23 protein-coding genes and 1 tRNA gene are annotated in these 23,671 nt (G+C 68.7%); 15 read left to right on the forward strand and 9 right to left on the reverse strand.

The window, feature by feature from the left end; translation table 11 throughout:
• Positions 1-43: 43 nt before the first annotated feature.
• The 6 genes from GV015_RS03285 to GV015_RS03310 are packed head-to-tail and all read right to left on the reverse strand — an operon-like array spanning position 44 to position 7,173.
• Positions 44-1,789, reverse strand: coding sequence for a protein kinase domain-containing protein (locus GV015_RS03285; RefSeq protein WP_159876524.1), 1,746 nt, complete (start codon positions 1,787-1,789; stop codon positions 44-46).
• Positions 1,786-3,261: a penicillin-binding protein 2 gene (locus GV015_RS03290; protein ID WP_079704332.1), complete on the reverse strand. Its 1,476-nt coding sequence runs from the start codon at positions 3,259-3,261 to the stop codon at positions 1,786-1,788. The genes GV015_RS03285 and GV015_RS03290 overlap by 4 nt, the downstream gene beginning before the upstream one ends.
• The gene (locus GV015_RS03295; RefSeq protein WP_079704333.1) at positions 3,258-4,655 is read right to left on the reverse strand and encodes an FtsW/RodA/SpoVE family cell cycle protein; all 1,398 of its coding nucleotides are present in this window, start codon (positions 4,653-4,655) and stop codon (positions 3,258-3,260) included. Before GV015_RS03295 ends, GV015_RS03290 begins: the two co-directional genes overlap by 4 nt.
• Positions 4,645-5,889, reverse strand: coding sequence for a Stp1/IreP family PP2C-type Ser/Thr phosphatase (locus tag GV015_RS03300; protein WP_079704334.1), 1,245 nt, complete (start codon positions 5,887-5,889; stop codon positions 4,645-4,647). Before GV015_RS03300 ends, GV015_RS03295 begins: the two co-directional genes overlap by 11 nt.
• 4 nt (positions 5,890-5,893) lie before the next feature.
• Positions 5,894-6,430 carry an FHA domain-containing protein gene (locus GV015_RS03305; protein ID WP_079706131.1) on the reverse strand — a complete coding sequence of 179 codons (537 nt, stop codon included), beginning with the start codon at positions 6,428-6,430 and terminating at the stop codon, positions 5,894-5,896.
• A complete protein-coding gene (locus tag GV015_RS03310; RefSeq protein WP_124767843.1) occupies positions 6,427-7,173 on the reverse strand; it encodes a DUF3662 and FHA domain-containing protein in 747 nt (248 codons plus the stop codon). Before GV015_RS03310 ends, GV015_RS03305 begins: the two co-directional genes overlap by 4 nt.
• A 238-nt stretch (positions 7,174-7,411) precedes the next feature.
• On the opposite strand from GV015_RS03310, the gene GV015_RS03315 reads away from it, so the two are divergent.
• Both GV015_RS03315 and GV015_RS03320 read left to right on the forward strand, forming a co-directional pair.
• A tRNA-Leu gene (locus GV015_RS03315) sits at positions 7,412-7,498 on the forward strand.
• Positions 7,499-7,579: 81 nt separating this feature from the next.
• On the forward strand, positions 7,580-8,257 hold the full coding sequence (locus GV015_RS03320; RefSeq protein WP_159876526.1) for a hypothetical protein: 678 nt from the start codon (positions 7,580-7,582) through the stop codon (positions 8,255-8,257).
• A 27-nt stretch (positions 8,258-8,284) separates the two neighbouring features.
• Here the strand turns inward: GV015_RS03320 and GV015_RS03325 are convergent, their stop codons facing one another.
• On the reverse strand, positions 8,285-9,442 hold the full coding sequence (locus tag GV015_RS03325; RefSeq protein WP_236555315.1) for a low temperature requirement protein A: 1,158 nt from the start codon (positions 9,440-9,442) through the stop codon (positions 8,285-8,287).
• Positions 9,443-9,564: 122 nt separating this feature from the next.
• Here GV015_RS03325 and GV015_RS03335 point away from each other — a divergent pair, with 122 nt between their 5' ends.
• From GV015_RS03335 to GV015_RS03355, 5 genes are read left to right on the forward strand one after another with little or no spacing between them, the layout of a single operon-like run.
• On the forward strand, positions 9,565-10,638 hold the full coding sequence (locus GV015_RS03335; protein ID WP_236555316.1) for an ABC transporter permease: 1,074 nt from the start codon (positions 9,565-9,567) through the stop codon (positions 10,636-10,638).
• A complete protein-coding gene (locus tag GV015_RS03340) occupies positions 10,635-11,057 on the forward strand; it encodes a hypothetical protein (protein ID WP_159876534.1) in 423 nt (140 codons plus the stop codon). Before GV015_RS03335 ends, GV015_RS03340 begins: the two co-directional genes overlap by 4 nt.
• Positions 11,054-11,278 carry a helix-turn-helix transcriptional regulator gene (locus tag GV015_RS03345; RefSeq protein ID WP_079704339.1) on the forward strand — a complete coding sequence of 75 codons (225 nt, stop codon included), beginning with the start codon at positions 11,054-11,056 and terminating at the stop codon, positions 11,276-11,278. The genes GV015_RS03340 and GV015_RS03345 overlap by 4 nt, the downstream gene beginning before the upstream one ends.
• Positions 11,275-12,234, forward strand: coding sequence for an ABC transporter ATP-binding protein (locus GV015_RS03350; protein WP_159876536.1), 960 nt, complete (start codon positions 11,275-11,277; stop codon positions 12,232-12,234). Before GV015_RS03345 ends, GV015_RS03350 begins: the two co-directional genes overlap by 4 nt.
• A complete protein-coding gene (locus tag GV015_RS03355; RefSeq protein WP_159876539.1) occupies positions 12,231-13,004 on the forward strand; it encodes an ABC transporter permease in 774 nt (257 codons plus the stop codon). Before GV015_RS03350 ends, GV015_RS03355 begins: the two co-directional genes overlap by 4 nt.
• Before the next feature lie 24 nt (positions 13,005-13,028).
• Here GV015_RS03355 and GV015_RS03360 read toward each other — a convergent pair whose 3' ends face one another.
• Positions 13,029-13,994 (reverse strand): LacI family DNA-binding transcriptional regulator, encoded by a 966-nt coding sequence (locus GV015_RS03360; protein WP_124767854.1) that lies wholly within the window; start codon positions 13,992-13,994, stop codon positions 13,029-13,031.
• Between the two features lie 154 nt (positions 13,995-14,148).
• Between GV015_RS03360 and GV015_RS03365 the strand changes: the two genes are divergently transcribed.
• The 8 genes from GV015_RS03365 to GV015_RS03400 all read left to right on the forward strand — a co-directional run bounded on the left by GV015_RS03365 (position 14,149) and on the right by GV015_RS03400 (position 22,521).
• Complete coding sequence (locus GV015_RS03365; protein WP_159876541.1) at positions 14,149-15,666, forward strand: mannitol dehydrogenase family protein; 1,518 nt, start codon at positions 14,149-14,151, stop codon at positions 15,664-15,666.
• Positions 15,663-16,667, forward strand: a complete 1,005-nt coding sequence (locus GV015_RS03370) for an L-idonate 5-dehydrogenase (RefSeq protein ID WP_159876543.1) — start codon at positions 15,663-15,665, stop codon at positions 16,665-16,667. Before GV015_RS03365 ends, GV015_RS03370 begins: the two co-directional genes overlap by 4 nt.
• 63 nt (positions 16,668-16,730) lie before the next feature.
• Positions 16,731-18,122 (forward strand): MFS transporter, encoded by a 1,392-nt coding sequence (locus tag GV015_RS03375; protein ID WP_086472499.1) that lies wholly within the window; start codon positions 16,731-16,733, stop codon positions 18,120-18,122.
• A gap of 30 nt (positions 18,123-18,152) precedes the next feature.
• Positions 18,153-19,394, forward strand: coding sequence for a D-mannonate dehydratase ManD (gene manD / locus GV015_RS03380; RefSeq protein WP_079704346.1), 1,242 nt, complete (start codon positions 18,153-18,155; stop codon positions 19,392-19,394).
• Positions 19,395-19,557: 163 nt separating this feature from the next.
• Entirely contained in the window at positions 19,558-20,646 is a 1,089-nt protein-coding gene (locus GV015_RS03385) for a hypothetical protein (protein WP_159876545.1), read from the forward strand.
• 40 nt (positions 20,647-20,686) lie between these two features.
• The gene (locus GV015_RS03390; RefSeq protein ID WP_159876547.1) at positions 20,687-21,199 is read left to right on the forward strand and encodes a hypothetical protein; all 513 of its coding nucleotides are present in this window, start codon (positions 20,687-20,689) and stop codon (positions 21,197-21,199) included.
• Positions 21,200-21,229: 30 nt separating this feature from the next.
• Positions 21,230-22,135, forward strand: coding sequence for an EamA family transporter RarD (rarD, locus tag GV015_RS03395; RefSeq protein WP_159876549.1), 906 nt, complete (start codon positions 21,230-21,232; stop codon positions 22,133-22,135).
• Between the two features lie 86 nt (positions 22,136-22,221).
• Positions 22,222-22,521 carry a hypothetical protein gene (locus GV015_RS03400; RefSeq protein ID WP_133059905.1) on the forward strand — a complete coding sequence of 100 codons (300 nt, stop codon included), beginning with the start codon at positions 22,222-22,224 and terminating at the stop codon, positions 22,519-22,521.
• A gap of 78 nt (positions 22,522-22,599) precedes the next feature.
• Here GV015_RS03400 and GV015_RS03405 read toward each other — a convergent pair whose 3' ends face one another.
• Positions 22,600-23,622 (reverse strand): LacI family DNA-binding transcriptional regulator, encoded by a 1,023-nt coding sequence (locus GV015_RS03405; RefSeq protein ID WP_159876551.1) that lies wholly within the window; start codon positions 23,620-23,622, stop codon positions 22,600-22,602.
• Positions 23,623-23,671 lie beyond the last annotated feature (49 nt).

The raw sequence follows: 23,671 nt of genomic DNA on the forward strand, positions 1-23,671 counted from the left end.
TGCTCTCAGGGATGACCCTGAGAGCACTCGTCGCGGCATCCGCCTACTGCTCCTTGATGACGTTGACCGACTCCGAGGAAGGCGATCCGGAGGAGGTACCCGTGCTGCAGCGGATCGAGTACGACACCGAGAGCGTGCCCACGGTGTCGACCGTGATGGTGCCCGTCGTGGTGTTCGCGTCGAACTGGCCCGAAGAGTTGTTCTGGAAGTACCCGCCCGAGACGGCGACGGTGTAGCCGAGGAAGTCGGCCCCGGTCGGGCAGGCGTTCTGCACGGCGAGCCAGTCGACCTTGATGGAGGTCGAGGTCGCGTCCTTCGGGATGACGAGCGAGCCGTCCTCCAGCGCCGACTTGTCGAGCTTCGGTGCCTCGGTCGGCGGGTTGATGACCGCGATCTCGTCGTAGACGGTCAGCGTGATGGCCGAACCGGTCTTGACGTTGCCCGTCGGGTTGACGTCGTACACCGTGTCGACCTGCTCCGGTGTCGTGGCGGGGTTGCCGACGTTCTTGGAGACGCTGAAGTTGTACGGTGCAGCACTGAAGATCGTGTTGAGCTCGTCGAAGGACCGGCCCTGGAGGTCGCTCAGGTTGATCGGGAACACCGTGGGCGTGGGCGTCGGCGTCGGCGTCGGGGACTTCGTCGGCTTCGGAGTGGCTGAACTGGTGGTCTCGGACGGCGTACCGCCCCCGGCATCGTTGCCCTGGTTGGCGAAGACCGCGATCAACGAGCCGACCAGCACGATGACGAGCAGGGCGACGAGACCGATGAGCGGCCAGGTCCACTTGCTGCGCTTCTTCTTCTCGCCCTCTCCCTCGACGTCGTCCTCGAGCTGGTCCGCCTCGGCGGCGGACAGCAACTGCGTGGTCGCGTCGTCGGCTGCGGGCATCCGGCGGGTCTGGTCCATCACGGTGGTCGCGGCGTCGCCGGCCCCACCGAGGATCATCGGCACGGCTGCGGCCGCGGCGTTGAGGTCGCCCCGACGGAGCGCCTGAGCGGCGCGCGCGACGTGGGCGGACGATGCCGGACGGTCGACCGGGTTCTTCGCGATCATCGACATGACGAACCGGCGGACCGGCTCGGCGATCGTGACGGGGAGCTCCGGTGGCTGCTCGTTGATCTGCGCCATGGCGATGGCGACCTGCGACTCGCCCGTGAACGGACGGCGTCCGGCGAGGCACTCGTACGCGACGATGCCGAGCGAGTAGATGTCCGTCGACGGCGAGGCGGGGTGTCCGCTCGCCTGCTCGGGCGAGAGGTACTGCACGGTGCCCATGACCTGACCGGTGGCCGTGAGCGGCACCTGGTCGGCGATCCGGGCGATGCCGAAGTCGGTGATCTTGACGCGACCGTCCGGCGTGATGAGCAGGTTGCCCGGCTTGATGTCGCGGTGGACGAGGCCTGCGGCGTGCGCGGCCTGGAGCGCGGACGAGGTCTGCGCGACGATGTCGAGCACCTTGTCGGTGGGCAGGACACGTTCGCGCTCGAGCACGGTGGACAAGGCCTCACCGGGCACGAGTTCCATGACGAGGAACGCGCTGCCGTCCTCCTCGCCGTAGTCGAAGACGTTGGCGATGCCCTCGTGGTTCACGAGTGCGGCGTGCCGTGCCTCGGCGCGGAAGCGCTCGAGGAACCCGGGGTCCCCCATGTACTCGTCCTTGAGGATCTTGATGGCGATGGTCCGGCCGATGACCAGGTCAGTGGCCTGCCACACCTCGCCCATGCCACCGATCGCAATGCGAGATTGCAGTTCGTAGCGACCTCCGAAGGTCAGCCCGGCTGTCGGTCTCATTTGTTCAGCACCGCCTCTAGTACTTTCTTCGCGATCGGCGCGGCCACGAGGTTGCCGTAACCGTCCTGTCCGAGTCCACCGCCATCTTCAACAACGACCGCCACGGCGACCTTCGGGTCGTCCGCGGGTGCGAAACCGGTGAACCACAGCGTGTACGGATCGTCGGATCCGTTCTGTGCCGTGCCTGTCTTTCCAGCCACATCGACCCCATCTATTCTTGCATTAGTCGCAGCACCGCTCTGGACGCCCTGGACCATGATGTCCGTGATCTCCTTGGCCACCGAACTCGAGATCGGCTGCGACAGCTGCGCCGGTTCGAACTCCTTGAGGACACTCAGATCGGGGTTCACGACGCGGTTCACCAGCTGCGGGTTGCAGACGATGCCACCGTTCGCGATGCCGGCCGAGACCATGGCCATCTGGAGTGCCGAGGCCCGCACGGTGTACTGCCCGAAGGCGGCCATGGCGGTCTGGTCGTCGCTCAGCGCGTTCGGGAAGGTGCTCGGCTGCATCGGCATGGGGTTGAGTCCCGTTCCGGTGATGTTGACGTCCATGTTGAAGCCGAAGCTCTGCGCCATGTCGCGGATCTTCTCGTAGCCGAGTTCGACACCGAGTTCCGCGAGCGGGATGTTGCAGCTGAGCTCGACGGCTGTCGCGATGGACACCGTCGCGCCTCCGCCGCAGCTTCCGCCCTCGGAGTTGCGGATGACGGTGCTCGTCCCGGGGAGCGTGTATGTGGACGGGTTCGGGAACTCCGACTCCGGCGTGTAGTCGCCCGACGCGAACGCGGCGGCCGCGGTGACGAGCTTGAACGTGGAGCCGGGCGGATCGAGGTCGCCGTCGACACCCTTGTTGAGGAGCGGCTGGCGGTCGTCGTCGTCGAGGGTCCGGTAGGCGTCGAGCACGGCCGCGTTGTCGTGGCTGGCCAGGACGTTCGGGTCGTAGCCTGGGCTCGACACCGAGGCGAGGATCTTGCCCGTCTTCGGCTCGATGGCGACGATCGCGCCCTCCTGGTCGCCGAGTGCGTCGAAGGCGGCCTGCTGCACGACGGGGTCCAGGGTGACCTCGACCGCCGCACCCTTCGGAGCCTGGCCGGAGATGAGCCGGTTGATGGAGTCGAGGAACTGGGAGTTCGACGTACCGCTCAGGTACTCGTTCGTCGCGAGTTCGAGACCGGACGAGCCCTGGGTGGGCGAGAAGTAGCCGGTGACGGGCGCGTACAACGGGCCGTTCGCGTAGACGCGCTGGTACTTGTATTCGTCGTCACTGGCGACGGACGAGGCGATGGCGGTCCCGTCCGTGAGCAGGATGGGACCTCGCTCCGTCCGGTAGCTGTCGTAGAGCGTCCGTGTGTTGCGACCGTCGGCGTTGAGGGTGTCGGCCTGGAACATCTGGATGATGGTGGTCGACCCGAAGAGCGCCAGGAACATCGCCAGGACGACGATGCTCACCCGCTTGAGTTCGCGATTCATGAGACCACCGCCTTGGGTTGGGTTCGGACCGTGTCGGAGATGCGGAGCAGGACGGCGATGATGATCCAGTTCGCGACGAGCGACGACCCGCCGGCCGCCAGGAAGGGTGTGGTGAGCCCCGTGAGCGGGATGATGCGGGTCACGCCGCCGACGACGACGAAGACCTGCAGCGCGACGGTGAACGCCAGGCCGATCGAGAGGAGCTTGCCGAAGTCGTCGGTGCCGGCGTAGCCGACTCGGAAGCCCCGCGAGACGAGCAGCAGGTAGAGCGCGAAGATCGCGAAGAGGCCGGCCAGACCGAGCTCCTCACCGAGGCTGGCGATGATGTAGTCGCTCTGCGGGACGGGCGTGATCTCGGGCATGCCCTGGCCGAGCCCGGTGCCGAGCAGTCCGCCGTGGGCGAGGCCGAAGATGCCCTGCACGAGCTGGTAGCTGCCGCCGTCGCGGTCGAAGACCTCCGGGTTGAAGGCGTCCCACCAGTTGTGGAAACGACCGGCGACGTAGGAGAGAGTCTGGCCGGCGATGAACGCACCGGCGAAGAACATCGTCAGGCCGATGATGATCCAGCTGGCGCGGCTCGTCGCGACGTACAGCATGACGAGGAACATGCCGAAGTAGAGCAGCCCGGTTCCGAGGTCGCGCTGGAAGACGATCACGCCCATCGCCATCGCCCAGACCACGAGGATCGGGCCGAGATCGCGCAGACGGGGGAACTGGATCCCGAGGAACTTCTTGCCGACCATCGAGAGGCTGTCGCGCGTTCGCACGAGATAACCGGCGAAGAAGACCGCCAGAGCGATCTTCGCGATCTCGCCGGGCTGGAAGGTGACCGCGTCGCCGATGCCGATCCAGACACGGGCGCCGTTGACCTCGCGACCGATGCCCGGCAGCAGGGGCAGCAGGAGGAGGACGAAGGCGAAGAGGCCGGCGATGTAGGTGTACTTGAAGAGGACGCGGTGGTTGCGGATGATCAGCACCACGGCGATGGCGCCGGCGATCGCGATCGCACTCCACACCATCTGTCGGACCGCGGCGCTCGCCCAACCGGAGTCGCCGAGCGCGATGTCGATCCGGTAGATCTCGGCGATCCCGACGCCGCCGAGCACGGTGGCGATCGGCAGCAGGAAGGGGTCGGCCTCCGCCGCGGTGTAGCGCAGCACGATGTGGAAGGCGAGGACCAGCAGTGACAGGCCCGAGCCGAAGGTGATCAGGGCGAAGTCGAGGTGTCCGAGGGCCCCGAGCTGCACGAGCATGACCGCGACCGCGTTGATGGCGAACGCGAAGATGAGGAGCGCGAGCTCGAGGTTGCGGAGCTTCTTCGGCAGCCGGAGCCGGCGCATCGTCTTGATGACGCCGGTGTCGGCTTGGATGGGGGCTGCGACGTCACTGGTCATCGGTCACCCGCAATCGCTTCACGATGTCGAGGGCCTCGGTGAACGAGGACGCGCTGATGGTCTGGTCGACGGCCTGGCGGTCGAAGTCGGAGAGCGAGCCGAGCGGGATGCCGGTGTCCTCCTTGACGTTCGAGAGTTTGATGGGGCCGACGTCCTGCTGGATGCCCTGGTAGATGACCACCGTGTCGTCGTCGCCGCCGACGAAGTACCGGGTCTGGGTCCACGCGTACCCGAGCACGACACCACCGACGATCGCGACGATGACCACGATGAGACCGACGAGCCAGGTGATGCGCCGACGTCTCGCGCGACGCTCGTCCTCTTCGATGAGCTCGTCGAGGTAGTCCTCGGAGGCGGGCTCGAAGTGGGAGTTGCCGAGCGAGGTGACCCGACCGGGGTGCAGCCAGCTGTTGGGGATGAGTGAGGGCTTCTTCACCGACGGGGTGAGTGCGAAGGCCACGGGCTTCGAGGCCGAACCGACGACGACGGGCTCGCCGTCACTCACCGGCTCGTCGACGATGTCGACGACCACGACGGTGACGTTGTCCGGTGCACCGCGGTCCAGGCTCTGCCGGACGAGCTTCTCGGCAGTGCGCTGCGCCGACAGCTTCTCGGTGAGGGTCGCCGTGATGTGCGTCTCGTCGACCACGCCCGAGAGACCGTCCGAGCAGAGGATCCAGCGGTCACCCGGCTGCGTTCCGAGCGTCATCGTGTCGATCTCGGGGGAGGCGTCGACGTCGCCGAGGACGCGCATCAGCACGGATCGGCGGGGATGGACCATCGCCTCCTCCGCCGTGATCCGGCCGGAGTCCACGAGACGCTGGACGAACGTGTGGTCGACCGTGATCTGGCTGAGCTCGCCCTCACGGAAGAGGTAGATCCGGGAGTCGCCGATGTGGGCGATGGCGACCTCGTTGCCGATGACCGCGAGCGCGGAGACCGTGGTGCCCATGCCGGTCAGCTCGCGGTGCTTCGAGACCGTGTCGCCCAGGATGGAGTTCGCCGCGAGGATCGCCGACTGGAGCGTCGCCTCAGCGGCTTCGGAGGACGGGTACGGCTCGTCGGCTTCGATGATGCGGTTGAGTGCCATCGCCGAGGCGACGTCACCGCCGGCGTGGCCGCCCATGCCGTCGGCGACGACGAACAGGTGGTGCCCGGAGTAGCCGGAATCCTGGTTGTTTGAGCGCACTTTACCCACGTGGGAGAGCGCTGCGCCGGCGCCGCTGGTCGTCACCGGGTTACCGCCGCAACTCGAAACTGGTCTGGCCGACCTTGACGGGGGTGTCGAGTGGGATCTGCGTCGGGACGCTCACGCGCTTGCCGGCGAGGAAGGTGCCGTTGGTGGAGTCGAGGTCCTGGACCATCCACTCGTCGTTCCAGAGCATGAGTCGCGCGTGATGCGTGGACGTGTAGTCGTCGCGGATGATGAGGCCGGAGTCCGCTGAGCGGCCGATGGTGATCGGCTCGCGGCCGAGGGGGAGCTCGGTGCCCTGCTTGGGCCCGGACACGATGACGAGGCGCGAGGTGTTGTCGACCGTGGCGCGCGGAGGCGTGCCGCTCGATCCGCCGGTGGCGGGCCGACTGGGGGCCGGGGCGGTCGCGGCGCGCATCGGCTGCGGCGGTGTGGCCGGGGCTCCGTTCGACGACTGCTGCTGCGGCTTCCGGACACGTGGTCCGAAGAGGTCGGTGCGGAGGGCGTAGACGATGCCGAAGACGAACGTCCAGAGCAGGAGCAGGAAGCCGATGCGGAGGACCAGCAGGGTCAGTTCGCTCACGCGCCGTCCCCCCACGAGTCGCCGAAGGACGACACATCGTGACGCCGGGTCGCATCGCTCATCTGGCGATCGGATCCGCCGGCCTTGGCGACCACCCGGAACACGATCCTGGTGCGGCCGATCTCGATGACGGAGTCGGGGGAGAGGGCCGCCTGGCGGAAGGACTGGCCGTTGAGCTTCGAGCCGTTCGTCGAGCCGAGGTCGCGCGCCTGACCGGCGTTGCCGTCCCAGAGGATCTCGACGTGCTTCCGTGAGGTGCCGGTGTCGGGGATCGTGATGTCGGCCTCGGTACCGCGGCCGATGACCGTGCGGGCCTGCGTGATCGGGTAGCGCTTGCCGCCGATGTCGAGCACGGGTGCCCAGGTGACGGAGCCCTTGAGGTTGACGCTGTCGATCTGCACGAGGCCGTCGGGGAGGGAGCGGTCGCCGGAGAGCTTGATGGTCACGGCACCCGGAAAGGAGTACCCCTGGCTCTTGGCGTGCTTCTGGACGAGCGAACCGAGCTCGTCGATGAGGGAGGGGCCGATGGCGTCCATGCGCTCGAAGTCGGTGGGCGACATGCGGACGGTGAACTTGTTCGGCACGAGGATGCGGTCGCGGGAGACGACCGCGGCCTTGGTGTCGAGCTCGCGTCGGAGCGCGCTCGTGATCTCGACCGGCTGGAGTCCGGACTTGAAGGTCTTCGCGAAGGCGCCGTTGACGGCGCGCTCGAGTCCCTTCTCGAAGTTGTCCAGAATGCCCACGGTCTCTCGATTCGTGTCGGTGTCCAGGCAATGTTAGACGGTTTGCCTGCACACGAGGCCAATCGACGCGGGCGCCGACGCCAGGTGTTCACCCGCTCGGCAGCAGGAGATCGGCATCGGAACAGGACCGTCGGGGCCGTTTCGTCCTGCTCTGGCGCGGATCTCCGGTGTTCTGCCACCCGGGCTCCGCGTGCTATCCTCGATAAGTTGCCGCGAGAGCGGCGACGTCTGGTGTCTCGCGCGAGTGGCGGAATTGGCAGACGCGCTGGCTTCAGGTGCCAGTGCTCGAAAGGGCGTGCGGGTTCAAGTCCCGCCTCGCGCACCAGTTGATGTGACACGAAGGCCCCCGAGGAATCGGGGGCCTTCGTCGTTCCCGCCGTCCGGGCGTGACCGCTACCGTGTCGACATGGAGAACCCCCGGATGCCGATGGGCATCGCGATCACGATGCTGCACGACGGTCGAGTGCTCCTGGAACTGCTGGCCGACCGCTCCTCGGTGTTCAGCAGCGCCGAGACGCGCGTCGACGACCACGACCGGACGTCGGCCATCGTCCGCGAGTGGGTGACCGCGCCGCTGGCGGTACCGGATCGTCGTGGTCCACACCGTCCGTCGCCGTACCGCGACGGCTACACCCTGGTCGTCTCGCCCGGGTCGACCCGGGATCTTGCGGCGTTCAGTACGTACGGGAACTCCCTGCTGGTCGACTTCGCTCGGGCGTTCGGGGCGGCGCCCGGCGCGGCGGGGGATCCTGAACCACTGGCGCGAGCGCTCTCGCGTGATCTGGCGATCAGCTTCCGGCGCGCGCAGGAGAAGGCCGCCTGGCGACTCGCGCAGGGCGCCTATCTTCCCGTCCTCGTGGGGTACCTCGACGAGCTGCGGGCGATGACGTCGATCGAGGAGCAGTACGCCTACGAGACGACGACCGCCGGCGTCGGTGGAATCCTCGACGACGAGCGTTACCTCCTGGTGGCCGAGGATGCACGCGCGCGGCAGGTGTACCTCGACCTCCTGGCAGAGCGGTCCTCGCTCTACAACTGGTACATGGATCTGGCCAAAGGTGGTCTCGTCCGCCCACGGCGGTGACGGAGACGTGTCGCGGCGGGTTCACCGTCACCGGCGCTCGCGGACGCGCTGCACCTCCAGGATGAGGACGGCGAGCCCCACGGCGGTCGCGGTGCCGAGGACGGTCACGATCGGAAGTGTGGCGGAGGCCAGCACGGCGATGGCGGCCAGGAGGAAGAGGATCGAGGCGGTGGTCGAGATCCTGCCGCGGAGCAGGACCAACCAGACCGCGACCATGAACACCGAGATGGGGATGGTCAGCGAGAAGGACGCGACGGCGGCGGTGAGATGCTCGCCCGCGTGCGTCAGCAGGTCGAGTTCCACCTCGATCCCCGCGGAGACGGCGCCGGCAGCGGCGAAGACGACGTAGTGCGCGTACCCGAAGGCGAAACCCTGGCGGGACGAGGCCAGGCGAGCCCCTTGCTCCCGGCTGAAGTAGATCCACCACATCCCGGCGGCGAGGACGATGCCTGCCACGGCCAGCCCGACGAGCCCGTCGATCCGCTCGTCGCTGTTCGCCGCGTCGATGATGGCGTTCGCCGAACCGAGCAGGCTCTCACCGAGCAGGATCAGCGTGAACAGGCCGTACCGCTCGGCGACGTGATGCGGGTGCCAGGGCGTGCGGTGGACCCGTTCCGCCCAGACGGGCACGAGCACCTCGAGCAGCATCGCAGGCCAGAAGGTCCAGAACTGCCCCTCCACCGGAAGGGCCAGTCGCGCGACCCAGAGGACCTGCACGAGGCTGATCCCGATCGCGAACCGGAGGGCCACCGCGCGTTGCCCCGGATCGGACAATGCGAGTCGGAGCCACTGCGCCACCATCGCCAGTCGCATGATGACGTAGCCGATGGTGATGATCGCCCACTCGCCGTCGACCATGGCGTCGTGTACGCCGGCGGCGAGCACGAGGACCCCGCCCATCTGCACGATGGTGGTCATGCGGTAGAGCCAGTCATCGGTGTCGAACGCGGATGCGAACCAGGTGAAGTTCATCCACGCCCACCAGATCGCGAAGAAGATCATCGCGTAGGAGACGGTCGTCTCCGCCGCGTGACCCTCGACGATCCCGTGGTGGAGGTTCTGTGAGGCCTGGGAGACGGCGACGACGAACACGAGGTCGAAGAGCAGCTCCAACGGGCTCGCCACCCGGTGCCCCTCGCCGGGGTCGCGGCCGGTCATACGGAGGAGACCCAGTCGGTTCAGCACGATCCCATCCTGCCGTGCCTGTCGTTGCCAAGGAAGCTTGACACGTCGCCGGATGACAAGCATGCTTGACCTATGTCAGGTTTCCTTGTCATTTCGGACTCGATCGTCCACATGCGCCGACGATGACGAACGACAGGTCGGCCCGCTGCGGCGGCGCCGCGTTCCGGCGGCTGGCGTCGATGAGTGCTCGCGACGTGCTCAGGAACCCGCTCACCGGGATCTCGATGTGGTTCATGACCGGCATCATCCTCGTGATCTACGTCTCCATGTGGCTCGCGTTCGTCGTCCTGGGCCCTGCTCCGGTCGCAGCGCTGGACACGGACGAACCGGGACTCTCGTCGGCGCTCGAGCGGACCGGTGTGCAGGTGGTCGCCCCCGACGACCCCGATCGGAACACGCGGGTGACCGTGCACGAGGGGCGCGCCCTGGTCGTGCTCGACGCTGCGGACCAGGCTGCATGGGACCCGATCTGGCGAGGGCTGCGCGACGCAGGCGTCCCGGCCCACGGGGTGACGGTGATGGACGACGAAGGTGACGTGAAGATCGACCCGCTCCAGGAGAACCTCGGCATCGTGGTCCTGGTCGGGGTCGCGAGCCTGGCGTTCATCGGCACGACCGTCCCACTCGTGGCGATGCGGGAGCGGGGGCTGCTCCGGCTGCTCGGCGTGACGCCGGTCCGCCGGTCGACCTTCCTCCTCGCGCAGCTCCCCTTGCGCGCGCTGGTGGCGGCGGCGATCCTGGTGCTGACGACCGGGATCGCGGTCTGGCGCAGGTACGTCGACGGCGTGGACCTCCTGGCCCTGGGGGTCTCGTTCCTCCTCGGAGCGGCGATGCTGTTCGCTCTGGCGCTGGTGTTCGCCGCGCGATCGCGGAACGCCGAGGCGACACAACAGACGATGGTGATGGTGACGATCGGGCTCGTGTTCGCGTCGGGTGGGCTCCTGCCGCAGTCCATCCTTCCTGCCGCAGTGCAGGTCGCCATGAACTGCCTGCCGACCACCTGGTTCGTCGCCGCCGCGAGTGCCTCACTGACCGGGGCCGAACCGTTCCTCCCCGTCCCCGCGCTCTGGGGGCTCATGTCGCTCGTCACCGTCGCAGCAGGCGTGCTCGCCGTGCGGTGGTTCGAGTGGGATCAGTCCGAGCGTGATGGGCGGGCGACCACGATGTCCGACACGCAACGAGAGGTGGCTGCATGAACGAGCACACGACACGGGGATCGACACCGCAGGAGCGTCGTGCGTCCCGTAGATACATGTGGGAGATCGCGGCCGGTGCCGTCGGGTTCCTCGTGACGTTCCTCTTCCTGCCGGAGCTGTTCACCACCGAGCCGGGATCGCCCGCAGCCGTCGCGGTCGCACTCGTCCCGCTCGTGCCGGTGGTGTGGATCGTGATCGCACTCATCCGACACGTGCGCCGCGTCGACGAACTGCAGCGCGGAGTGATCGTGCTGAGTCTCGCCATCGGGTTCGGTGCGGCGATGCTGATCAGCCTCGCGGTCGTGTTCCTGTCGACCGCCGGTGTCGTCGTCGCCCAGCCGGAATGGTGGGTGTTCATCGGCGGGATGGCGGTGTGGGGCGTGACCATCGGTGTCGTCTCCTTCCGGGCCACCCGATGAAGAACGACGTCCGCGCCCTGCGCACCGAACGCGGGTGGACCCAGGTCCAGTTCGCTGAAGCACTCGGCGTCTCCAGGCAGACGGTGAACGCGCTCGAGACCGGGCGCTACGACCCGTCCCTGCCGTTGGCGTTCCGGGTCTCCGCACTGCTCTCCCGCCCGATCGAGGAGATCTTCTTCCCGGGTGAACACGATGCCCCGCCGTCGGGAGGACGACGATGAACGAATCGGACCGAGTGGTCGTCACCGTCGACCGGCTCAGCAAGCGCTACGGCGACCGGAGCGTCCTGCGCGACGTCTCCCTCCGAGTCCACGCGGGGGAGGTGTTCGGGCTGCTGGGACCGAACGGCGCCGGGAAGACCACCACGCTCGAGACCATCGTCGGACTCCGCCGTCCCACCGACGGAACCGTCCGGGTGCTCGGAAGAGACCCGTCGATCGACCGCCGATACGTGACCGAGCGGATGGCGGTGCAGCCGCAGGCCGCCACCCTGTTCCCGACGCTCACGGTCGCGGAGACGCTCGACCTCTTCGCGTCGTTCTACCGGGACGTGCGGCGTCCCGAGGAGGTCTTGGACGAGCTCGATCTGGGGGAGGCACGGCGCGTGCGCGTGAAGCACCTCTCAGGTGGCCAGGAGCGTCGCCTGCTGATCGCCATCGCGTTGATCGGCAATCCCGAGATCGTCGTCCTCGACGAGCCGTCGGCCGGACTCGACCCGCAGGCCCGACGGAACCTCTGGGGCATCATCCGGCGCCAGCAGGAACGCGGGACCACGATCCTGCTCTCGACGCATCACATGGACGAGGCCACCCAGGTCTGCGACCGGATCGCCGTCCTCGTGGACGGCTCGATCGCCGCCTCGGGGGAGCCGGAGACCCTGGTCCGGGAACACGCCGCGACGGCCACGGTGACCTTCGAGGTCCCCGGCCGGACCACCGCGGACGAGTTGCGTTCGCACGACATCCCCGGCGAGATCACCGTGACGGCGAAGGGCGCCGTCAGCCTGGTCGGGATCGTGACCGACGACCCCGACGCCGTGCTGCGCCGACTCACCTTCTCCACCGGTCTCAGACCGCGGGGGTTCCGAGTGGCGCACGGGTCGCTCGAGGATCTCTTCATCGATCTCGCGAATCGGCCGACGTCCGCAGCCGAGGGCGACCGGGCCCACAGCCCATGAGCACGACGCCTGCGTTCCCAGCGCAGGTCCGGAGCTTCGCCGCGGCCCACGCGCGCGACCTCGTCCGGGACCCGCGCTCGATCATCGCACTCGTGGCGAGTTTCCTCGCCTTGATCGGACTGCTCTGGGGGGTGGACGCCCTCGTGGCGACGGCGTCCGACACGCCTGCCGGTGTGCTGCAGCGCGCCCTCCCGCTCGTTTCGAGCACGGGGACGATGGCGATCGCCTTCATGCTCACCACGGTGCCGCTGGTCCGGCATCGCAGCATCGGCCTGCTGCGGGCGCTGTCGACCTCGCCGGCCCGTCGCGACGCCTATCTGCTCGGACACCTGCCGATCCGCGTGGGGTTGGTCGTCGTCGAGGCCGCGGTGATCATCGCCCTGGCCGCTTGGACGGTGCCCACCCGTCCACTCTCCGACCTCGTCGCGATCGCCGGCACGATCCTGCTCGGTGGCGCGATGCTGCTCGGCTTCGGCTACCTCCTCGCGGCGCGGTTGTCGAACCCGGACATCGCCATGCAACTCGCGTACCTGCTGCCGATGCTCGCTCTCGCCACGTCCGGGGCCCTCTTCCCGCTCGCGATCCTTCCGGAGTGGGTCGCCGGTCTCTGCCGGCTCCTGCCCACGACCTGGATCGTCGGCGCGCTCGAGGCGACCATCTCCCAAGGCCCTCAGCCCGTGCCGCTCGCGGTGGTCTGGGGCCTGATGGCGGCGTGCGCGCTCGTGTCGGGTCTCGCGGCCGCTCGGCTCCACCGATGGGACGTCGGCTGATCGGCGGAGCTGCCGTCCGCCGCGTCAGTCCCGACGCGGGGCTGCGGTCGAATCGCGCACGATGAGCTGCGAGTCGAGACTCGCGACCGAACGGGGTGACCCTCCGGCCATGGCCTGGAGCAGCACCTCGACCGCCAACGACCCGCACCGGTTGATCGCGAGCCGCACGGTGGTGAGACCGGGCTGGCGGATGGACGCCATCTCGATGTCGTCGGTGCCGATGATGCTGAGGTCGTCGGGGCAGCGCTTGCCCATCGACGTGATCCCGGCGTCGATGCCGAGGGCGACCAGGTCGTTGTAGGCGATGACCGCCGTCGCGCCGCTCGCCACGATCGTGGCCGCTGCGGCGAGGCCGCCCTGGATCGAGGCCGCCTGGTGGCCCAGACGGGTGAACTCGATGTCGAGCTGCTCGCATGCCGCCGCGACCGCGTCGCCACGGCGGAGGTCCGCCCAGGAGTGCTTCGGACCGGCCGCATAGGCGATGTGTCGGTGACCCAGTGCGGCGAGGTGTTCGACCGCCTGCCGTGGCCCGCTCTCGGTGTCCATCACGACGTAGGGGAGGCCGTCGATGATGCGGTTGACGACCACGACCGGGGTGTCGCCCACGAGCGCGCGGATCTCGTCGTCGGGGAGGCGTGGCGAGCAGAGGAGCATCCCGTTGAGCTTCCGCGCCAGTTCGAGCTGCTCGTGCTCGCGATGCAGGTCCTCATCGGTGTCGAACAACACCGGGCGGTGGCGTCCCTGCCAGGCCTGGGCGTGGACGCCCTTCAGGAGGGTCGCGTAGACCGGGCTGGCGATGTCGGGGACGATGACGCCGAACGTCTTCTCCGCCGTCGAACCGTTCGGGTTCGAGTACCCGAGGTCCGCCGCCGCCGTGAGGACCCGCTCGAGCGTCGCGTTCGCAAGGCGATCCGGCTCGCCGAACGCCCGCGACGCGGTGGCGATGGAGACGCCCGCGTGACGGGCGACATCGGTGAGGGTGGCGGTCACGGTTGATCCTTCGCGGGGTCGGGTGTACTCATGATGCGGCATCGTGCTGCCATGAAACTACTTGACAAACTTTGTACAAACCATTCAGAATCGCTTTCATGATGATCGACGTGGATCTCCTCCAGCCGACGACGCGGTGCCCCGAGGCTCGGCGATGACGGCCTTGCCGCCGCGACTGGGCGCCGGCTCGGGCCCGCGTCCGGAGCACCCGGCACCGTCCGCCGCCGGCATCCTGCACCTCGGTCTCGGCAACTTCCACCGAGCGCACCAGGCCGTCTACACGGCGGCTGCGCTCAGCGCGGGCGGAGATGAATGGGGCATCGTCGGTGTCGCATCCCGGTCCCGAGCGGTCGTCGACGCCATGCGGGCGCAGGATCTCCGCTACACGGTCGCCGAGATCTCACCCACCGGGGCCTCGTTCTCCGTGCCTGCGGTGCACACCGATGTGTTCGTCGCGGCGGAGGATCCGGAGCGTGTGGTCGGTACCCTCGCGGACGACCGCGTCCGGGTCGTCACGCTGACCGTGACGGAGCACGGCTACAGCGCCTCGCCGTCGACCGGCCTCCTCGATCTGAACGACCCGCTGATCGCAGCCGACCTCCGGGGAGGTGCCCCACAGACGACCATCGGCCAACTCGCCCGCGGCCTCCAGCGGCGGGCCTCCGGCAGCGGCGCCCCGATCACGATCCTGAGCTGCGACAACCTGAGCGAGAACGGCGCTCGCACGGAGGCGCTCGTCCGAGCCTTCCTCTCCGAACTGCGCGGCACCGAGGGCGCGGAAGCGCTCGCCTACCTCGACAGCGCGGTCGCCTTCCCGTCCAGCATGGTCGACCGCATCGTCCCGGCGACGACCCCGCGACTGCGCGAGCTCGTGGCAGCCCGGCTCGGCGTCCGGGACGACGCGCCGGTCTCCGCCGAACCGTTCACGATGTGGGCGATCGAGGACCGCTTCGCCGCTGCGCGTCCCGCCTGGGAGGCCGGAGGCGCCGTGTTCACCGACGAGGTGGGGGCGTACGAGCAGATGAAGGTGCGGCTCCTCAACGGGACGCACTCGCTCATCGCCTACCTCGGTGCGCTCCGCGGGGTGGCCACGATCTCGGAGTCGATCGCCGACACCGCCGTCGAATCCGCCGCACTGGCGATCCTCCGCGACGAGTACGAACCGTCGGTGCGGTTCCCGTCCGGCGTCGACGTCCGCACGTATGAGGGGCAGCTCTTCGAACGCTGGGCGAACCACGCCCTCGGGCACCGCACGGCGCAGGTGGGCACCGACGGGTCGGTGAAGCTGCGACAGCGCATCCCGGAGCCCGCCCTCCGTCTGCTCGAGGCCGGATCCGTTCCACACCTCATCGCCCTCACGGTCGCGGCCTACCTGTCCTGCATCGCCCCGATGCCGGGGTTCGACCCCGGTCCGCACGCGCGCGCCATGGTCGATCCGGCCCGCGAGGAGCTCGCCCGGCTGGCGGACACGTCGACGGACGGCCGGCATCTGGCGCAGCGGGTAATCGCCGAGCTGCACCTCTTCGGGCAGGACCTCGCCGAGCAGCCGACCTTCATCTCGCGGGTCGGTGAACTGATCGACACCATCCGCCGACACGGCGTCGACGCCGCCATCCGCGACAGCATCGCCGCCTCGCAGGCACCCATGACCACGACAGGAGCCAACCGATGAAGACGCTCGCGATCCACGGCGCGGAGGACATCCGCTGGGAGGACGCCGTCACCCCGGAACCACGCGACGGCGAGGTCCGCCTCCGGGTGCGGTACGTCGGTATCTGCGGCTCCGACCTGCACTACTACTTCAACGGAGCGAACGGCGAGTACGTCATCCGCGAACCGCTCACCCCCGGCCACGAGCTCTCGGCCGTCGTCGACGTGGACCCCTCCGGGCGGCTCGCCCCCGGCACCCGGGTCACCGTGCACCCGGCGCGATACGGCCCGAGCCTGCCCGGGCTCGAGGACCGCCCACACCTGCGACCCGGCGGCGACTACCTCGGGAGCGCCGCGGCGAACCCGCACCGACAGGGTGGGGCCTCGGAGTACCTGATCGTCGAACACTCGATGGTGCGCGTCCTGCCCGACGGACTCCCGCTCGAGCGGGCGGCGCTCGCCGAACCCCTCGCGGTCGCCATGCACGCGGTCGGGCTGGCAGGCGACGTGCGCGGTGCGCGGGTCCTCGTCATCGGTGCAGGGCCCATCGGTCTGCTCGTGATCGCCGCAGCCGCCCGGGCCGGTGCAGCGAGGATCGCGGCGAGCGACATGCGCGAACAGGCACTGGAACGCGCCGCGACCGTCGGAGCCGGTGAGCTCCTCCTCGTGGGTCGCGACGCCGTCGCCGACGAGTCCTACGACGTCGTCTTCGAATGCTCCGGCGCACCGGTCGCCCTGACCCAGGCGGTTCGTGCCGCGAAACGAGGCGGGTCGATCGTCCAGGTCGGCATGCTCCCCGACGCCGACAGCCCGATCAACCTCGCCCCCATGCTCGCCAAGGAGCTCACCATCCGCGGCGCGTTCCGCTTCTCCACCGAGATCGACGACGCGATCGCGTTCCTCGCCGAGGGCGATCTCCTCGACGCCGTCGTGACCCAGGTCATCCCAGCCGAGCAGGCGGTCGACGCCTTCGCCGTCGCTCGGGACTCGTCCCGCTCGGCGAAGGTGCTCCTCGCCTTCTGAGCCACCCACCGCACACTCCCACCCCCACTTCCGCTGCATCCCGTAGGTCCGAAGGAGTACCTCATGTCAGAACCCAAGTCGTCCGTCGCCACCGGCGACCCCACCGCGAACCGATCCGTCCGCGACCTCGTCCGGGCCGCCATCTCCGGGTGGCTCGGCACCGCGCTCGAGTTCATGGACTACCAGCTCTACTCGCTGGCCGCCGCGCTCGTGTTCGCCGACCTCTTCTTCTCCAACGAGGACCCGGCCATGGCCGTCGTCGCCGCGATGGCGACGTACGGGGTCGGCTACGTCGCCCGTCCGGTCGGCGCGTTCTTCTTCGCCCGGCTCGGCGACAAGACCGGCCGGACCAAGGTCCTCTTCTACACGATCCTGCTCATGGGCCTGTCGACGACGCTCATCGGATTCCTGCCGACCTACTCGCAGGTCGGCATCCTCGCGCCGATCCTGCTGGTCCTCCTGCGGATCGCGCAGGGCTTCGGAGCCGGTGCCGAGATCTCGGGCGCCGGCGTCATGCTCGCCGAGTACGCCCCGGCCAAGCGACGCGGCATCATCGCGTCGCTCGTGGCGCTCGGGACCAACTGCGGCACCCTGCTCGCCTCCGCGCTGTGGGCCGGTCTGCTCCTGGCGTTCAGCGAGGACGAGGTCATCGCCTGGGCCTGGCGCATCCCGTTCATCGGCAGCGTCGTGATCATGCTCTTCGCGGTCTGGGTCCGCTTCAACCTCAAGGAGAGCCCGGTCTTCGAGGAGCGCGACGACGTCGTCGACGGCAAGGCGCTCACCAAGCAGGAGACGATCGCCCTTGCGACCGAGACCGGCAACCTCCGCACGCTCGAGGCCATGAACCGCAAGCCGATCAAGGCGTTCAGCATCGCGCTCCTGCTGCGGTTCGGTCAGGCCGGCAACTCGGGACTCGTCCAGACGTACCTCATCAGCTACATCACCGTCGTCCTGCTGCTGGACCGGTCGATCGGTGTGAACGCCGTCATCGTCTCCTCGCTCGTCGCCTTCATCACCGTGCCGCTCTCCGGTTGGCTCGGTGACCGGTACGGACGGAAGCGCATGTACATGGTGTGGGCGATCATCGCGCTCATCATCATCGTCCCGACCATGCTCATGATCCACAGCAAGGACACCGTCCAGGTGTTCGTCGGCTACGTCGTCCTGCACAACCTGGCCGTGATGAGCTTCGCGTCGCTCGAGAACCTGACCCTGCCGGAACTCTTCGGCGCGCGGAACCGCTACACCTACACGGCGATGGCCCGGGAGATCGCGGCGATCGTCGCGACCGGCGCGGGCCCCGTCATCGCCGCCGCCTGGGTGTCCGCCGCCACCGGTTCGTTCATCCCGATCATCATCATGCTCGGCGTCTTCACCCTCTGCGCCCTGGTCGCGTCCATCTGGATGCCGGAGGTCGCCGGTCGGGACCTCACCGACCCGCGCGACGCCATCTGACCGGCACCCGACCTCCTCGAAAGGAACCTCATGAGCATCGAACGCGCGGACGTCATCGTCACGAGTCCCGGCCGGAACTTCGTCACCCTGAAGATCACCACCAGCGACGGCGTCGTGGGCTGGGGCGACGCGACCCTCAACGGGCGCGAACTCGCTGTTGCGTCGTACCTCGGCGACCACGTCGCGTCGATGCTGATCGGCCGCGACGAGGACCGCATCGAGGACACCTGGCAGTACCTGTACCGCGGACCCTACTGGCGGCGCGGACCCGTCACGATGGCGGCCATCGCCGCGGTGGACATGGCGCTCTGGGACATCAAGGCGAAGAAGGCCGGGGTGCCGCTGTACCAGCTGCTCGGCGGTGCGAGCCGATCGGGGATCCGGGCGTACGCCCACGCCTCGGGGACGGACTACCAGGCGCTCGCCAACGCGATCACCGGGTACCAGGAGCTCGGGTTCACCGCGGTGCGCGTCCAGACCGGTGTGCCGGGGCTCGGGCAGGTCTACGGGGTGTCCGCCTCAGGGCCCGGCGTCCGCTACGACTACGAGCCGGCGAAGCGAGCGGCGGACGGCTCGGCAGCCACGGCACCGACCGAGGAGTCCTGGGACACCGCCGGCTACCTCGCGCACATGCCGGGTGTCTTCGAACGGATCCGCGAGGACTTCGGGACGGGCCTCCGGATCCTGCATGACGGACACCACCGCATGTCGCCGATCGAGGCCGCCCGGTTCGCGAAGGACATCGAGCCGTACAAGCTCTTCTGGCTCGAGGACTGCACCCCGGGGGAGGACCAGACCGCCCTGCGACTCGTCCGCCAGCACTCGACCACGCCGCTGGCCATCGGCGAGGTCTTCAACTCGGTGTACGACTACCAGACCCTCATCACCGAGCGCCTCATCGACTACGTCCGCTCGGCGGTGACGCACACCGGTGGCATCACGGCGATGAAGAAACTGCTCGACTTCGCGGCGATCTACGGGATCCGTTCCGGCATCCACGGCCCCACCGACATCTCGCCCATCGGGATGGCCGCAGCGCTGCATCTCGACCTCGCGATCCACAACTTCGGGATCCAGGAGTACATGCCGCACAACGAGCAGACCCTCGAGGTGTTCCAGACCTCCTTCACCTTCGACGACGGCTTCCTGCACCCCGGCGAGCAGCCCGGCCTCGGCGTCGAACTCGACGAGGACGCGGCCGCCGCGTTCGAGTACACGAAGGCGTACCTGCCGGTGAACCGGCTGACGGACGGCACCGTCCACGACTGGTGAGCGGCGGCGGCGGCGGCATCTGGTGCTCCGCGGCTGTGAGGTGAGATGATGCGGTGCTGCCTCGAACGCGTGCGGTCCTCCGCCACGTCCGTCCCGATGCGCGAGGCGCTGCGGGTTCCGGGACGGCAGCTCCTCCCTGCGACCCGGAATCGAAGGATGCCCGGTGCACGAGGACCCGACCGTCGGCGCGGCCGACACCGCTGAACCAGTCACCCGAGGCGGCAGCGTCGCCCCCGTCGTTTCGCCGTCGCACCGACTGCGTCCGGTCGCGTTCGGCGGTGTCATCGCCGCCACGGTCGTCGTCGCCGCGGCCTGGGTGGTCGGCGCGTCGGTGTCGCTGACGGCTGCCACGGCACCGTCGGTGATGCTGCAGCCGTATCTCGACGCACTGGAGGACGGGCACCTCGAACGGGCGGTCGCGATGGACGGGACCGCTGCCGCCGCCGCCCAACTCGGCTACAGCGCCGACCTCCTGACCGATGAGCGGTACGCGCTCGCGACCGACCGCCCGACGGCTTATCGCGTCGGAGCGACCCGGACCGAGAACGGGGTCGCCACGGTCGACGTCGCGTTCGAGCGCGGCGGTGAACGACAGACCACGGCGTTCACGCTGCGCTCACAGCCGTCCGGCTTCCTGTGGTTCAGCGCGTGGCGCATCGAACCGGCGAGCCTGCCGACCATCACGGTGCCCACGGTCAGGTTCGGTGCGCTGGACCTCTCCGTCGGAGGCGAGCACGTGGGCACAGTGGATGAGACGACGGTCTACGTCGTCGGACCGGGGAAGTACGACATCGCGGCCGACTCGACCACCGGCTTCTTCGACTTCGAGGTGCCCAGCGTGGAGGCCGAATGGGACGGCAGGCCGACGGCGTATCTGTACCCGACACTGACGGCGCTCGGGCGGGAGGGGGCGACCGCTGCGGTTCACGCGTACGTGGACGCCTGCATCGCATCGACGTCCTATGAACCCGAGGGCTGCTCCATCGCGATCGACAATTCGGAGGGCGACGAGATGTCGGGCGTCACCTGGGTGTTGACCCGTGGTCCCGAGTTCGAGTTCTCGGAGTACTCCGCGACGGCGGGGTTCCTCGTGACCACCACCCGTCGGGGCAGTGCCGACTTCCTCGCCGCGTTCGCCTCGGCGTCGGGCGAATACGGCATCGTGACCGCGGAGGACTGCGAGGTGTGGGTGGACGGTGCCGTCGTGTTGTCGACCGACGGCACGTGGACCTTCGACCCGTACACCTGGTGAGGATGGGCGAAATGATGCACCTGGCGACGGAAGGCGACGCATGAAGTACGTTCCCGCGTTCGGCTTGAAGGCGCAGGTGTTCATGCTCTGTGTGGCGCCGCTCTTCCTCTTCCTCGTGATTCCGAAGGACAAACTGGTGTCAGCGGTACCGGTCCTGGTCGTGGCCTTCGTCGTCCTCGCAGCCGTGGCATGGAACACCCTCGTCGTGACGGCACACCGGATCGTCGTGCTCGATGAGCACCTGGTGGCGTACACGGCCTTCCGCTCCCGCGTCGTCCGTATCGACGACGTCACCTCGATCGGACCGAGCTGGACAGCCCAGAGCTTCCGCATCGCCCTGCGGGATGGTCCGAGCATCAGGGGCTACCGCCGCAACGGCTACGCCGCGTTCGCGGAGGACCTGACGACCGGACACCCGTCGATCGAGTTCCGATACTCCATGCTGAAGCCGAAGACCGATCAGTTCATGGAATCGGGCTACTCGGAGCTGACGGAGGACGAACGTCGCGAAGCCGAGGCCCTCGTCCTGGCCGCCCAGTCGGCCGCGAGCTGAGCTGCCCGCGCGACGATAGGGTGAGGACCCGTGACGGCCGCCCTTCCCCCTGAGCATCGCGAGACGACGCCCCGCGGGGTCCTCGTCTCCGTCGTCGCCTCGTTCCTGTTCGCGGCGCTGTTCTTCCTGCCACCGCTGCTGGAGCCGTTCGGGGCGAACGAGATCTTCGCCTGGCGCGTGATCGCGACGGTGCCGGTGCTGGCGACGCTCATCGCGGTGTTCGGGTGGTGGCGGGACGTCCGCGACATCGCGGTCCGTCTCGCACGTCGTCCGCTCCTCGTCCTCGTGGTCGTCCTCGACGGGCTCCTGTTGTCCCTGCAGCTGTGGCTCTTCGGTTGGGCACCGCAGACCGGGCACGGGCTCGAACTCGCGCTCGGCTACCTGCTGATGCCATTGGCGATGGTCGTGGTCGGCGTCGTCCTGCATCGGGAGCGACTCGCACCGCTCCGGATCGCCGCGGTCGCCGCAGCCGTCATCGGCGTCACCGCCGCGATCGTCGTGGCCGGTGGGTTGTCCTGGGCGACCATCGCGGTTGCGGTCGGCTACCCGGTGTACTTCGCGATCCGGCGCCGAGCCGGGCTCGACTCCATCGGTGCGTTCTGCTTCGAGCTGACGGTCCTCGTCCCCGTCGCGGTCGTGCTGGCACTGCAACCGTCCTCACTCGCCATCCTGGCCGCGCACCCGCAGCTGGGCTGGGGGATCGTGCTCCTCGGGGTGATCGGCGGTGTCGCCCTCGTGCTGTACCTCGTCGCGAGTCGTCTGCTGTCGTTCGGCGTCTTCGGGCTGCTCAGCTATCTGGAACCGGTGCTGCTGGTCCTCGTGGCGGTCCTCCTCCTCGGCGAATCACTGACCCTCGCCGACGGGTTCGTCTACGGCCCGATCGTGGTCGCCCTCGTGTTCTTGGGGCTCGAGACCGTGCGACGCCCGCCGCGCTGACCGTCCACCTGCAGCCCGGCGCGTCGTCGCGAACCTGTGAAGTCAAGCCTCGGGACGCGTTCCGCGAGCGCGCCTAGCCTGATGGCATGGTCACGAAGCATGCTCCAGCAGTGTCGCTCGAGCCGTCCTTTCCCTCGCAGCACGATGTGTCTCCAGCGCGAGACTCGTCCGAACGGCACCACGTCGTCCCGATCGGTGCCCGGCAATGGCGGATCTCGAACGACGCCGATCCCTCCTCACCCGAGTGCTGTCTCGCGTACGTCGAGGCACAGGGCACCGGTTACGACGTGCTCATCGTCGCGCCCAGCCCGCCTGAATGGCTGCACGTGGACACCTTCGACGAGGCAAAGCGTGCCGCGATCCGACGGCCGTCACCGCAGCTCTGAGTCGCTCCTCCGGCATTCGTTCGCCCATTCTTGGGCGACGGAGTGCTGGTTCGCCCAAGAATGGGCGAACGAACGGGCTCAGACGCTCCCGCGACGCACGATCGACGTGGGGACGAACGAGCCGACAGGCGAGATCGTCTCACCCCGGAGCTGCGCGAGGAGCACTTCCGCCGCGCGCTGACCGACGGCCGCCGCCGGCTGGTGGACGGTGGTGAGCGGCGGGTGGCAACGGAGCGCCCACGCCGAGTCGTCGAAGCCGACGATCGACACGTCCTCCGGCACACTCCGCCCTGCCGCTCGGAGGGCTTCGAGCGCTCCGGCCGCGACGGCGTCCGAAGCCGCGAACACGCCGTCGACGGCCGGCTCGCGGCGGAGCAGCTCCGACATGCCGGCGAAGCCGTCCTGGTGCGAGTAGAGCGGGACCTCCACGACGAGTCGGTCGTCGAAGCGGTCGCCGAGCGCATCGCGGAACCCGGCGAGTCGGTCTGAGCCGGAGTCCCGGTCGAGGGCTGCCGCGATCATGCCGATGTGCCGTCGGCCGGCACCGATCAGCTCACCCGTGATGTCGGCCGATGCCGACCGGTTGTCGATCCCGACGAAGGGGAGCTCACGGAGGTCGGGCGGGTGGCCCACGAAGGTCGCCGGGAGGCCGAGGCGCTCGATGACACGCGTGATCGGGTCGTTCTGGCGCGCAGACACCATGATCACCCCGTCGACGAAGCCGCCCGAGAGGTACCGGGTGATGCGGTCGGTGTCGCGCTCGGAGTCGACGACCAGACAGACGAGCTGGTGGTCGGCCTGTGACAGGGCCTCGTTCGCCCCGAGCAGGATGTTGCCGATGTTGGGATCGTCGACGAACAGGCTGTGCGGCTCGTGGACGACGAATCCGACGGCCTGGGTGCGCTGCATGACGAGGTTCCGGGCGGCCGTGTTCGGCACGTAGCCGACCTTCTCGATGGCGGCCTCGATCGCCTCGCGCGCTTCAGCCGACACGTACCGCTCGCCGTTGACGACCCGGCTGACCGTGCCCCGGGAGACGCCGGCTTCGACGGCGACATCGTGCACCGTCGCTCGTTTGCGTCGGGTCGGCGGAGGGGTCACGGCTCCACCCTAGCGCCGGTCCGGGCGGCCTTCGGCGGGCTCCGTGTTG

Source organism: Plantibacter sp. T3 (assembly GCF_902506515.1).
Lineage (GTDB): Bacteria > Actinomycetota > Actinomycetes > Actinomycetales > Microbacteriaceae > Plantibacter > Plantibacter auratus.

What these genes read in the sequence shown, in the direction of transcription:
- GV015_RS03320 (WP_159876526.1), top strand. Translation starts at nt 7,580, where the DNA reads ATGGAGAACCCCCGGATGCCGATGGGCATCGCGATCACGATGCTGCAC.
- GV015_RS03340 (WP_159876534.1), top strand. Translation starts at nt 10,635, where the DNA reads ATGAACGAGCACACGACACGGGGATCGACACCGCAGGAGCGTCGTGCG.
- GV015_RS03350 (WP_159876536.1), top strand. Translation starts at nt 11,275, where the DNA reads ATGAACGAATCGGACCGAGTGGTCGTCACCGTCGACCGGCTCAGCAAG.
- GV015_RS03295 (WP_079704333.1), bottom strand. Translation starts at nt 4,655, where the DNA reads ATGACCAGTGACGTCGCAGCCCCCATCCAAGCCGACACCGGCGTCATC.
- GV015_RS03335 (WP_236555316.1), top strand. Translation starts at nt 9,565, where the DNA reads ATGACGAACGACAGGTCGGCCCGCTGCGGCGGCGCCGCGTTCCGGCGG.
- GV015_RS03370 (WP_159876543.1), top strand. Translation starts at nt 15,663, where the DNA reads ATGAAGACGCTCGCGATCCACGGCGCGGAGGACATCCGCTGGGAGGAC.
- GV015_RS03365 (WP_159876541.1), top strand. Translation starts at nt 14,149, where the DNA reads ATGACGGCCTTGCCGCCGCGACTGGGCGCCGGCTCGGGCCCGCGTCCG.
- GV015_RS03390 (WP_159876547.1), top strand. Translation starts at nt 20,687, where the DNA reads ATGAAGTACGTTCCCGCGTTCGGCTTGAAGGCGCAGGTGTTCATGCTC.
- GV015_RS03345 (WP_079704339.1), top strand. Translation starts at nt 11,054, where the DNA reads ATGAAGAACGACGTCCGCGCCCTGCGCACCGAACGCGGGTGGACCCAG.
- GV015_RS03290 (WP_079704332.1), bottom strand. Translation starts at nt 3,261, where the DNA reads ATGAATCGCGAACTCAAGCGGGTGAGCATCGTCGTCCTGGCGATGTTC.
- GV015_RS03375 (WP_086472499.1), top strand. Translation starts at nt 16,731, where the DNA reads ATGTCAGAACCCAAGTCGTCCGTCGCCACCGGCGACCCCACCGCGAAC.
- GV015_RS03285 (WP_159876524.1), bottom strand. Translation starts at nt 1,789, where the DNA reads ATGAGACCGACAGCCGGGCTGACCTTCGGAGGTCGCTACGAACTGCAA.
- manD (WP_079704346.1), top strand. Translation starts at nt 18,153, where the DNA reads ATGAGCATCGAACGCGCGGACGTCATCGTCACGAGTCCCGGCCGGAAC.
- GV015_RS03400 (WP_133059905.1), top strand. Translation starts at nt 22,222, where the DNA reads ATGGTCACGAAGCATGCTCCAGCAGTGTCGCTCGAGCCGTCCTTTCCC.
- GV015_RS03355 (WP_159876539.1), top strand. Translation starts at nt 12,231, where the DNA reads ATGAGCACGACGCCTGCGTTCCCAGCGCAGGTCCGGAGCTTCGCCGCG.